Here is a 12,487-nt window from a genome sequence, read left to right on the forward strand (position 1 = left end):
TCATATTATTATATATTATTTTTCGTTTAATTTGTAACCGTGAAATTTTATACCAAATGAAACGCATTTTAACTCTTGTCCTAATCAATTTATTTTTTACAATTACTTCAGCGCAAACTACTAACATACAGTGGGAAGGCAGTAAAATAATTGATTTTGGAAGTTACAAAACTACTGTTCCGTCTTTTACAAATGAGGGCTTTGCTTACGAAGAAGGTTCGGTTTATTTTCGCTCTACCGAGAAATATTCTGGCACAAATCAAAAAATTTCCAATTTAGTTTGGGAAAAGATTTCCCCGAAAGAAATTTTTGATGTTAATACTTACAGTATTCCATCAGAGGAAAAAGGTGAGATAAGTTACTATACCAATCCATATACTCAGGAAAAAAGTACCAATTTAAGAGTTTCTGCTTTAAAACTGGAGAAAGATAATATTTACAGACTGGTATCTTTCAGCATCGTTAATGCGGGAACTGCCCCAACTTCTCTGCAGGTAAGCGGAAAGGTTGGAACAACAGACAATCCTTTGAAATCAGGAAATTTCTACAAGATTAAAGTCGACAAAAGCGGAGTTTTCAAGATCACTGCTAAATTTCTTCGGGATAACGGTATCAATCCCTCCAATATTAATCCGAAAAATTTTAGAATTTACGGAAATGGTGGTTTAATGCTGCCGGAACATAATCGCGACACCCGATTTTCTGCGCTTCAGGAGAACGCGATTCAGGTGATCGGAGAAAATGATGGAATCTGGAATGAAGAAGATTACGCCCTTTTTTATGCGCAAGGTCCAAATGGTTACAATCTTTATAAAAGTTCCGGTGATCCAAACGGAAATGGAAACAGAAGGATAGAAACGCGAACCGAAAAATCGAACAACTTCATTAATATATATGATGATTTTGCCTATTATTTTATCAATTTCGATCTGGGTCCCGGAAAAAGAATTCAGGAAGTTGATGAAGGAGTAAATGCGACGGTGATCAACAGATATGATGAATATCAATACATTAATGAAGAAAAATTTAATTTAATAAAAATTGGAAGAATCTGGACTGGTGATTCCTTTTCTGATAACAAAACGGTTACTTTTACAACAAAGTCACCCATTCAGCCTACCGATGTAATCAGGTATAAGACCCGAGTTATTGCTTATCAGGGTAATGGTAACAGTATCACCATCAATCTCAACAACACAAATTCCGGTACATATTCAGTTGCGGCCGATTCAAAAAAAGAATTTATCACGATAAGTTACCCAAACCCTAATAATTCCGGTACCGCAACAAATTTACAGGGAAATACCCTTAGTTTCAACTATATTCCAAATAGTGGAAGCAATCCTAATGGAAAATTCTATTTTGATTTTGCCGAAGTTCAGTATAAAGAAGATCTGAAATTCAATAATACTCAAATGAATTTTCGGAGTTATGGAATTGAAGAAGGTGGCGGAAACACCTACACCTTTAACGTTGCCGATGCGACTTCGGTTGACCAAATCTGGCAAGTTTCAGACATAACGAATGTGACTAAAAAAGTAAATAAATCCGGAAGCACCTCCAATTTTACTTTTGGTTATATTGCTAATAATAACACTTTCGTAAACGAATTTGTTGCCTTTAAAAGCAGTGAAGCTTTTGCCCCTTTATTTGTAGGTAAAATTGAAAATCAGGATTTATCGGGTCTTCAAAACATCGATTATTTAATGATCACTGTTCCCCAGATGATGGGAAATGCACAGAGGCTCGCGAATTTTTATCAGGATAAATATAATGTTGCGGTTGTTGATGTAAATAAAATTTATAATGAATTCAGCAGCGGTAGTAAAGACATTACGGCAATTCGGGACTTTGCAACCAAACTAAATACTCCGTCTGGAAAATTAAAATATGTTTTTATTCTGGGCGATACCTCTTATGATTATAAAGGCAAGAATCACCCGGGTTCAGACATTGTACCCTCCTTCGAAAGCGAAGAAAGCGGCGATTATGCCTCCTCATTCGTTAGCGATGATTATTATGTAATGACAGCGCCACAAAGTATTTCGGCCACATCTTTGTCTGCAACTTTACCCGATTTACCAATTGGCAGATTACCCGCTGCAAATGTTTCTGAAGCAAAAATTTTAATTGATAAAACGCTCGCTTATAATAATGCACTTCCGGGACAGTCGACGCCTTTTGGTGAATGGCGGATGAAACTGGATTTTGTGGTAGATGATGATGCAGATAATGTTGTTCCTTTTCATAACACCATGAACAATGCAATCATATCGGCAAATATGGAAAAAGGTTATATAACTGTTCCGCCAAATACTCCACCATCCACGACGCTGTATCAAAATAATAAACCAGAATATAACATTCGGAAGTTATATTTAGATTCATTCACAGCTCAAACCTCGGCGGGTGGACAAAGATATCCACAGGTAAATCAGGCGATTTCGAATGATGTAGGAAACAGTTTGTATTTATTTTATTTTGGTCATGGTGGAATCAATGGGTGGGCACAGGAAAGAGTTTTAACAATTGATCAAATTGAAAATTTTAATAATTTCAATAATGTTTATACCCGTTTCCCTTTAATATCTACAATTACTTGTGAATTTACTTTGTGGGATGATCCTGCTACTTTTTCAGCCGGCGAGCGAGTAATTAAATCGAAGCAAGGTGGTGCTGCAATGATGTTAACATCTAGCCGTGCAATTGGAGTTGGTTATGGTGAAGAGTTTACCAAAATTTTCACAAAACATGTATTTGAGCTGGTGAACGACGATTTTATTAATTTTGGTGATGCATTTCTTAAAGCAAAAATTGAAAAAAAGGCAGACGCAAACCATCTTAAAGTTAACTTATTAGGTGATCCCGCCACAAAGTTGAGCCGTCCAAAAAGATTGCTTAACATCGATGCAATCGACTCTCCGGTTTCAGGACAGCTTCGCGCTTTGGATTTTGTGACTGTGAAAGGTCACATTAATAAAGCCGGTGGATCAATTGATGAAACCTTCAACGGAAGAGTTGCCATTAATATCTTTGATAAGCGTCTTAACAAAAAGACACTCAATAATGATAATCAGCCGAAAATGAATCCGGTCCTGAATTATACTGAAGAAAACGGACCCATCGTAAAATCGTCCGGTTTAGCAGTAAACGGAGTGTTTTCCGTAGAATTTTATGTTCCGAAAGATATCAATTACGAACTGGGCGAAGGTAGAGTTTTAGTATATGCAGATAATAAGGTTTTTGATGTTTTCAATAATCAAATTCAAAAAGTTGGTGGTATTAATCCAGACGGAATTAATGATGATACGCCACCAACGGTGAAATTATACATGAACAACACTAATTTTGCTGATGGCGGAATTACCGATCAAAACCCTTTACTTCTGGCCTGCGTGACAGATGATAAAGGAATCAATTCAACCGGTTCCGGTATTGGTCACGACATTACCGTAATTCTGGATGGTAAAATCATCAATACTACAGTGTTGAACGATTTTTACTTTTCCGGCGATGGAAATGGGTGTTCCAATTCTACTTTAAAAGATTATCAAAAAGGAAATGTAAATTATCCCTTCCGCAATTTAGAACCAGGTGCTCATCAGCTTACTTTTAAAGTTTGGGACATCAACAATAATTCAACAACAGAAACGTTAAACTTTATAGTTAAGGACGAAACTGACCAAAACTTAATAGTAACTAAACTGTTAAACTGGCCAAATCCCTTCACCAACAAGACTTACGTTCAGTTTGAACACAACTGCGATGATATGTTAGATGTGAATGTGCAAATCTACACCATCACCGGGAAATTAGTAAAAACAATAAGCACTACGGTAACTGCAGAACCTTTCTTCCAGGGTTTTCGCACACCAAGAACAGCGATTGAATGGGATGGTAAAGATGATTTCGGCGATGCAGTTGGAAAAGGAACTTACATCTTCAAAATATTTGCAAAAAGCCAGAATCAGGATAAATGCAAAGGAAGCGCGACCGCAGTAGAAAAAATGGTATTATTAAAATAATAAATAACGATAAAAAATTTACTTTATGACATTGACTAAAAAACTATTTTTAGGATTAGGCCTGGGAATAAGTATGGCCGCGTATTCGCAGATTCAGCCCGTACTTACCGGCGCTCCTTTTCTAAGGATTTCTCCAGACGCAAGAGCGGGCGGAATGGGAGATCAAGGTGTAGCCACAACTACAGATGCTTTTTCTCAATTTTGGAATGCTGCAAAATACCCTTTCAGCAAAACAACTTCGGCAATTGGAGTTAATTATACTCCATACATGGGGAAATTAACCAATGATGTATTTTTGCTTTACGGTGCTTATCATCAATTTTTAGGCGATGAAGAAAGAGCAACAATTTCTGCAAGTATCTATTATTTTAATATGGGATCTGTAGATCTTACCGATTATGTTGGTAATGAAGTAGTACAATTAGGAACTGCAAAACCTAACGAATTTTCCATTGATGTTGCGTACGGTTTAAAACTTACAGACACCTACTCCATGGCTGTTACCGGTAGATTTATCCGTTCCGATTTGTCTGGAGGTTTTAACTCCGATAACACTCTGAAACCTGCTAACTCTTTCGCAGTAGATGTATCCGGATATTTCATGTCTCCTAAACACACCAGTATTAATGATTTTGAAGGTCGTGCAAGAGGTGGTTTTGCAATTCAAAACTTAGGACCGCGACTGGATTATACCGGCGATGATGAATCCAGATCTTATCTTCCAACAATGGCGAGACTTGGTGCAGGTTACGATTTATTTATTGATGATCTTAACCGTGTTGGATTAAACTTTGAAGCATCTAAAATTTTGGTTCCAGGACCAGACAATACAGGAAATGTTCCAAATGTTGGCGTGATCGAAGGGATCGGAAAATCATTCAGCAATCAAAAAAGTACGATGTTAAGTGGTGCTGTAGAATATGAGTACGATAATGCATTTGCACTGAGAGGTGGTTATTTTCATGAAAGTGAAGAGCAAGGAGCAAGACAATATGCAACTGTTGGTGTTGGATTAAAATACCAGTCATTTGGTTTGGATATGTCTTATTTGATCAACACTTCCAAAGTGAATTCAGCTTTAGATAACACTTTACGTTTCGGCTTAACCTGGAATATTGGAGAGGAATCTTCTAATGCACAGGATTATTAATATTTCTTTAATAAAAATATCACAAAGTCTCAAGAAATTGAGACTTTTTTAATGCAAAAATTCCCGTAAATTTACGACATGAACTACGCTACAGAACTTAAAAAATTTGCAACCAGCCAATACATTTTCTCGGCAGTGCGAATTACTCTGGCTATTGTAGTTCCCAGCATTATTTTAGTGCATTTCGGGTTATTGAAAGAGTTTTTCCTTTTCCCACTTGCCACGAGTTTTGTGGGTCTTACAGATCAACCCGGACCTTTTATCAGACGGCGTAATTCTTTAATTTTAGCGATCGTCTGTTTCTTTTCTGTCGCACTTATTGCGAGTTTTATCAAAGATTATCCGCCTCTGATTTATGTTGAAATTATTGTCTTCGGACTTTTTTTCTCAATGCTTGGCGTTTACGGACAGCGATTAGCTGCAGTTGGTTCTCTGTCACTCGTGGTAATGGCCATTTTTATTGATGGTCATTTAACCGGAACGAATATTATTAAAAGTTCCCTGATCTTTCTAGGAGGTTCTATCTGTTACCTTCTTATTTTCCTCGTCGTTTCCAGAATTCAGCCTTATAAACTGGCCGGACAAATGATCGGCGAAAATTACTTATTGCTCGCAGACTATCTCAATATAAAATCTAAATTTTACCTTAAGAATCCAGATTTTCCGAATCTTTATTCCCAGGTTATTGCGCAGCAGATCAAAATTAAAAATCTGCAGGAAGATACGCGGGAAATGGTTTTCAAAACCCGGAAAATTGTAAATGAATCTACGACCACCAGTCGGTTGCTGATGTTGATGTTTCTGAATTCCATTGATCTGCACGAAAAATTAATGACTTCAGACAGTGATTACAAAAAAATTCAGGAAAGTTTCGGTGACACTGGTTTTTTAAGATCGATCAGCGAATATCTCGGAAAGCTTTCCGAGGAACTCAGCAACATAGGAATCGCATTACAAAGTGGTTCCAAAGCAAAACCAATTCTAAATATTGAAGCGGAACTTAATAAACTTTTTGACGAATATTTCGATCTGCGAAACAGAAAACTTAATCCGGAAAATCTGGAAAATTTCATGGTAATGCGACTCATCTTAGTTCGTATCACGCATATTACAGATGAAGTTAAGACCATCTACAAAGTTTTTATTCAGGATCAGAAACTGGCAAAAAGCCTTTCGACAGGATTAGATCTGGAAAAATTTTTACCGAATAATCAGAAATTAAATGTCAAAGTTTTTTGGAATAATTTCTCCTTAAAATCATCGCAGTTCCGGCATTCAGTCAGAATTGTTCTGGCGTTACTCATCGGGTATTTATTTTCAAAATTAGAATTTCTGGGGATCGGTCACTCCTACTGGATTTTAATTACAGTTCTCGCGATTATGCGTCCGGCTTACTCCACGACCAAGCACCGTAATCTTTTACGATTGTACGGAACCGTTACCGGTGCTGTCGTAGCCTATTTACTTTTGTTTGGTATAACGAGCAGCGCCGTGCTTTTTGCATTTCTAATGCTGAGTATGATTTTGTGCTTCAGCTTTTTGAAGGCCAATTATTTTTGGGCCGTCTTCTTTATGACCATTTATATTTTCTTGAGTTTCAACTTCCTGAAACCGGGAAATGTAAACATGATTTTTAAAGATCGAATTTTGGATACGATCATTGGCGGAATTGTGGCTTTCGGCGTTTCTTACTTTATTTTACCCGTTTGGGAACATACGCAGAATTTAGATCTAATGAAGAGAGCCGCAAAAAGCAATTTAAAATATTTTGAAGCGGTGATGAATTTCTTCACCCATCAAAATCGGGTTCTGGAAGAATATAAACTGAAAAGAAAAGACGCCATTATCGATCTGGCAAACCTGTCCGATAATTTTCAGCGAATGATCTCGGATCCAAAAAATCAGCAGAAAAAAATGCAGCACATTCATCAGTTCGTGAATACTGCCCATTTAATAACGGCTTACATTGCTTCTTTTTCTCAATACTCCAGATCGGCAACAGATTACCCGGAAATTAATTTCGAACGGTGGAACCGAAAAATCTCTGCGGAGTTAATGCGAACAGGTTTAATTCTGGATCAGGAAAAATTCATCCAAAATATCGAAGAAGAAAGTGAACTGGAGCCAGAAGATGTTGTAGAGAAATTAATCGAAATCCGTAAAAAAGAAATTCTGGAGAATGAAATTTCTGACCGTCGCGACCCAAACAGAGTAACGCATTTAACAGAGTTAATGAATTTGCAGGAAATTTTGGAACTAATTTATGACGTGGCAAAAGAACAGCGAAAAGTTGCTGAAAAACTGGAGCTGGACATTCAGTCCACGATGGTAAAGCAGTAATTTTCGAAAAACTCTACTCTGGCGCTGAACAGATCAGAAACTTTCTCATCGTGCACTCTGCACTGAATATTAAATGGAAAATCCAGACTGAAAGGTTTCACTTCGTAATGTTTTTTCAGCGACCAGTAATTCGAATGATGAATCTTATATAAACTTTCTTTCAGCGACCAGATGATGGTGAGATAAGCTACCTTTTTACTTTCCTCGATAAAATCCTTTTCATTTTCCTGCAGGAATTTATGTTGAATTCTTACTATTTTATCGTTGAAAGGTTCAATATCGATCCCAATTTTATGCTTCGAGATCGCCAGTGCAGCGTATGGAAAAGAATGGGTGACCGAAATTTCGTAATCTTGTGGAAACAAATAAGGTTCTCTTTCTTTATAAAGGATCTGATGTTCGGGAAGCACAGATTTTAAAATTTTTCGAACGAGTAACAGTTCTTTCAATTTTGTCGGATGATAATCTTTTACCTTTTCGTAATTTGCTTTTTCCAGCAGAATTTCCGGGTTTAATTCTTCCTTCTCATCAAACTTCCATAGAAGAATCGTGGCGCTGTCATCAGAAAAATCTCTGTAAAGTGGCATTCAAAATTATTATAGCGTAAAATTAAGCAATTCTTTGATTAGATGATATTTATTTGGTTCATACATTATGTCTCTAAAATCACTAAGTTTTAATTACACTTTTTTATTTTTTTAGAAATTCGCAAATAGATCTTGAGTAATAGATGGATTCCATCACAGGTATTTTCACTGGCCTTTCGACTTAAAGAAAGAGATTTTGTATATTTGTAAAAATTTTTTATTCACATCAATGGAAACAACTACACAATACATTCCTTATAAAGTTAAGGATATGTCTTTAGCAGAATTTGGCAGAAAAGAAATTAATTTAGCTGAAGCAGAAATGCCTGGATTAATGGCTATTCGCGAAGAATACGGTCCGTCTCAACCTTTAAAAGGAGCAAGAATCGCAGGTTGTCTTCACATGACGATTCAAACTGCAGTTTTAATTGAAACTTTAGTAGCGCTTGGAGCAGATGTTACCTGGTCTTCCTGTAATATTTTCTCCACTCAAGATCACGCAGCAGCAGCGATCGCAGCAGCAGGAATTCCTGTTTATGCATGGAAAGGTATGACTGAAGAAGAATTCGAATGGTGTATCGAGCAAACCGTATTTTTCGGTGAAGACAGAAAACCATTAAACCTGATCTTAGATGATGGTGGCGATTTAACTAACTTAGTTTTTGATAAATATCCTGAATTAACCGCTGGAATTAAAGGTCTTTCTGAAGAAACGACCACAGGAGTTCACAGATTGTACGAAAGAATGGCAAACGGAACCTTGGTAATGCCTGCAATCAATGTAAATGATTCGGTAACAAAATCAAAATTCGATAACAAATACGGTTGTAGAGAATCTGCAGTAGATGCAGTAAGAAGAGCGACAGATTTAATGCTGGCCGGAAAAAGAGTCGTAGTTTGTGGTTATGGCGATGTTGGTAAAGGAACTGCGGCCTCTTTCAAAGGAGCTGGATCAATCGTTACCGTTACAGAGATCGACCCGATTTGTGCATTACAAGCTGCAATGGATGGTTTTGAAGTTAAAAAACTAAGTTCTGTAGTCGAAAATGCAGATATTATAATTACTACAACAGGTAACTTCAACATTGTTAAAGGAGAGGATTTCAAAAGAATGAAAGACAAGACAGTTGTTTGTAACATCGGTCACTTCGATAATGAGTTAGATATGGCCTGGTTGAACGGAAATTACGGTGATACCAAATATGAAGTAAAACCACAGGTTGATGTTTACAATATCGACGGAAAAGAGATCATCATTTTGGCAGAAGGTCGTTTGGTCAACTTAGGTTGTGCAACAGGACACCCAAGTTTTGTAATGAGTAACTCATTCACCAATCAGACTTTGGCTCAAATTGAATTATGGACTAATTCAGCAGCTTACGGAAATGAAGTGTATATGTTACCAAAACATTTAGATGAAAAAGTAGCTTATTTACACCTTGCAAAATTAGGCGTAGAGTTAGAAACTTTATCACCGGAACAAGCTAAATATATTGGTGTACCGGTTGAAGGACCTTACAAACCAGAATATTACAGATACTAATAGAATTCAGAACCTGAATTTTATCCTTAATAAAACGCTCTGAAAACCCAGAGCGTTTTTATTTTTCCGATAATAGCATCGAAAAGAGCAGATCATACCGTTCCCCTAACTTCCGCTTTAAACGTTGTTTGGATTTTTTTACAGCGTCAACCGTTATTCCCAATAATCCCGAGATCTCGGTATTGGTAAATTTTAATTTTTGAAGCAAGATAATCCGAAGATTAGAATCGGTGATTTCCGGGAAACTTTCCTTTAAAGTCTGATAAAAATCTGGATATTCTCTCCGAAACTCCCGCCGAAAATTGAGCCAGTTCTCCTCCGTCATTAAATGGGATTGAAGCAGATCATCGAGTTTGCCATGCTCATCTTCGGTTGAACTTGATCTTGTTTCTTTTACATTTTCAATTTCCCGATATAACTTTTGGATCTGTATATTCTTCTTCTTTAAAAAGCTGATCTGCGAATCCATCGCACGTGTAGCGTTCAGGAGTTGCTCTTCTATTTCAAAATTTGCATCTTCATATTCCAAAAGCATTCTTTCGTTTTCAATTTGCTTCTTCTTCTCTTTATGTTTTGATCGCAAAAAAATTATAATCATCACTAAAATAAAGAAACCTGCAGCACCAAAAATTATATTTCTCCAGAAAGCCTCCCTAGATAATTTTTGATTGGTGGCGGCAATATTTTGTTGATATCTCTTCTTTTGCATCATCCAGTTCGCCTGGTTAAGCGGAAGAACGCCATCTGTCTTGTTCAAAGAATCCTCCAGAACTCCAATTCGCCTTCTCACTCCTAACTCATCGCTATCTTTCTGCTCTTTATTGATGATCTGTAATTTAAGTTTTAAAATTTCTAATTCATTAATTTTAAAATAAGATCTCGATTTTGCGATTTCATCCGCTTTTTCTACTGATTCTTTGGCTTTACTGATCTGTCCGTCTGCGATATAAATCCGTGCAAGAACAGTGTAGGCATACATCGTATTTTGTTGACCTTCCTCCAGTTCTGAAATTTTTATATCCCGAAGCAGCAATTTGATCGCAGTCGCATAATCCTCATTTCTTTCATAGATCTGCGCCAGGTTACCTAGTGTTTTCGCATACCGAATGTTATCTCCAAGCGCTTTTGAAACTTTAGAAGCCTCTTCGTTATATATTTTAGAATTTTCAATTTCTCCGATTTTCAAATAGTACATTCCGATATTATCACTCACCTTCGCAAACTGTTTACTCCCAGGTTCGGTGAATTGAAGGGCTTTTTTTAAGTATTTAATGGCTTCATCATTATCTCCGATCGTTCCCATGTAGAATCCAATGATCATAAATGAAGTCGAAGGAAATAACATCTGCTGCGAACCTGCTTGATCGATCTTATCAATCGCCGAAATATAAAGAGGTAAGGCTTTTGTAATTTGCCGGAAATGGTAAAGATATTCTGCATAACTAAGAAGGACCCAGATCTCTAAACTTTCATTCTTTAAATTTTTAGCATTGAGGATTGACTGCGAGTAAAGTTGATTACTGTTTTCATTAACACGATCTAAATCAAAAGCATACGATTTCGCAAGAAGCACATCGTATAAAATTTTATCGGTGTTAGAATTCCGGTTTATTAAGGGTTGTAAAAAATGCTTTGATGAGATAATATCTCCTGCTCTATTATCTTGCTGACGAATAATACTTTCCCACTCAGAGATCGTATTTGCAGAGGATCCTATCTTGATCTGCTGAGCCGAAATTAACAGGGAGAAAAGTAAAAAGAAAGAAAAAAAATAGTTTTTTATTTGCATAAATTCTTTTAAGAAATGACTGATATGAAGGTAACAATTTTAAATTTAAAGCTATTATAACATGTAATATTTATTAAAGACGCCCCCATTTATTTTTTAATTTTAAAATATGCATCAATAAAACTTGTCATTTTCAAAATGAGTAAGAATCAAAGTTTTAATTTTAAATATTTGTTTGTCAGCTACTTATACATAACAGACTTTTAGTTGGTACTTTTTAAAGTGTCTTTTATTGATTTGTCCTCCCTTTGTCCACCCCTTAAATTCGTTTTCATTCCAGGGAAGATCTACATTTGTTATAGAAAAAAAATGGTAATACCCTGAAACTTCAAATTAAACGGAAGGTTCACCAGACTTAAAAACACAAATGATTTTTTTTTACTCCTCAAACGAAAGTTTGGGGAGCTTTTTTTTAGTAACTAATCCTGTTAATTTTTAGCACCTATTTAAAGAGATAACTGACCCTATTTTGTAAATTTGTATTAACAAGATCTCAGTCTTATTGTAATTTGAAAATAAGCAGTAAATAATGATCTGAAATCTATTTAAAATAAATTAATGAAAAGACATGAAGCACTCGTCCAGCTAAGTCGCGACCATCACTTTGGTTTGCTCCTTTGCTGGAAATTAAAAGAAGGATTAAAGAGAGAAATCTCCGTAGAAAGGATGTCAAAATATATTGGACTTTTCTATCTTCAGAATTTAAAACCTCATTTTTTAGAAGAAGAGGAATCTATTTTTAAAGTTTTGGGAGAAGATCATCCTTTAATAAAGGAAGCGATCTCACAGCACAGAACTTTTCGCAAGATGATCGAAGATGGTTTTAAAACTCCGGCAGAAATCGAAACTTTTAAGGATTTATTAGAACTTCATATTCGAAAAGAGGAAAGAGAAATTTTTCCCGAAATTGAAAAACAAGCAACTGATGAACAGTTAGAGGAGCTTTTAAAATTTGATCATCCCGAATTAAAAGAACCGGAGTACGACGATATTTTCTGGAAATAAAAAAATCCTGAATTGCATAAAACAAAATAATCCGGAAATGTATTCCGG

General features: G+C 36.1%; 7 protein-coding genes. 5 read left to right on the top strand and 2 right to left on the bottom strand.

Features of this window, described 5'->3' with window-relative positions:
• The first annotated feature begins 56 nt into the window (after nt 1-56).
• The 3 genes from porU (at nt 57) to ACZ9HT_RS12675 (ending at nt 7,515) form a co-directional block, all read left to right on the top strand.
• Nucleotides 57-4,025, top strand: a complete 3,969-nt coding sequence (gene porU / locus ACZ9HT_RS12665; protein ID WP_476040853.1) for a type IX secretion system sortase PorU — start codon at nt 57-59, stop codon at nt 4,023-4,025.
• A 25-nt stretch (nt 4,026-4,050) separates the two neighbouring features.
• Entirely contained in the window at nt 4,051-5,175 is a 1,125-nt protein-coding gene (gene porV / locus ACZ9HT_RS12670; RefSeq protein ID WP_476040854.1) for a type IX secretion system outer membrane channel protein PorV, read from the top strand.
• 78 nt (nt 5,176-5,253) lie between these two features.
• Complete coding sequence (locus tag ACZ9HT_RS12675; protein ID WP_476040855.1) at nt 5,254-7,515, top strand: FUSC family protein; 2,262 nt, start codon at nt 5,254-5,256, stop codon at nt 7,513-7,515.
• Here ACZ9HT_RS12675 and ACZ9HT_RS12680 read toward each other — a convergent pair.
• Nucleotides 7,491-8,102, bottom strand: coding sequence for a 4'-phosphopantetheinyl transferase family protein (locus tag ACZ9HT_RS12680; protein WP_476040856.1), 612 nt, complete (start codon nt 8,100-8,102; stop codon nt 7,491-7,493). The genes ACZ9HT_RS12675 and ACZ9HT_RS12680 overlap by 25 nt on opposite strands.
• 229 nt (nt 8,103-8,331) lie before the next feature.
• Between ACZ9HT_RS12680 and ahcY the strand changes: the two genes are divergently transcribed.
• A complete protein-coding gene (gene ahcY, locus ACZ9HT_RS12685; protein ID WP_476040857.1) occupies nt 8,332-9,645 on the top strand; it encodes an adenosylhomocysteinase in 1,314 nt (437 codons plus the stop codon).
• A gap of 58 nt (nt 9,646-9,703) precedes the next feature.
• On the opposite strand, the gene ACZ9HT_RS12690 is transcribed toward ahcY, so the two are convergent.
• Nucleotides 9,704-11,434 (bottom strand): tetratricopeptide repeat protein, encoded by a 1,731-nt coding sequence (locus tag ACZ9HT_RS12690; RefSeq protein ID WP_476040858.1) that lies wholly within the window; start codon nt 11,432-11,434, stop codon nt 9,704-9,706.
• A gap of 558 nt (nt 11,435-11,992) precedes the next feature.
• Between ACZ9HT_RS12690 and ACZ9HT_RS12695 the strand changes: the two genes are divergently transcribed.
• Nucleotides 11,993-12,439, top strand: a complete 447-nt coding sequence (locus ACZ9HT_RS12695; RefSeq protein ID WP_476040859.1) for a hemerythrin domain-containing protein — start codon at nt 11,993-11,995, stop codon at nt 12,437-12,439.
• Nucleotides 12,440-12,487 lie beyond the last annotated feature (48 nt).

Source organism: Chryseobacterium sp. UYP7, assembly GCF_056279225.1.